General features: G+C 36.9%; 1 pseudogene. It reads left to right on the plus strand.

From position 1 onward, the window contains the following. Positions 1 to 216 (plus strand): annotated as a pseudogene (locus N8L33_RS10070) (YopX family protein); the annotation flags it as partial. Between the last annotated feature and the right edge of the window lie 17 nt (positions 217 to 233).

Genomic DNA, 233 nt, shown 5'->3' on the forward strand with positions numbered 1-233 from the left:
TGGTACTCAGAAGGAGACCTTATTTCACAGAAAGGATTCATTGAAGCCGTCTGGGAGAATGGTGCTTTTAGACCTGATAAAAGCTCGGAAGAAACATTGTATGATTTACTCGAAGATTGTGAATACGATTGGCATCAAGTTATCGGCAACATCTATGAAAATACGGAATTGTTTGAAAATCCAGATTTTAGAGGGGGATATGATGACACTATTTGATGAAGTAAATGAATTAG

This window comes from Streptococcus mitis (assembly GCF_946188695.1).
Lineage (GTDB): Bacteria > Bacillota > Bacilli > Lactobacillales > Streptococcaceae > Streptococcus > Streptococcus mitis_DF.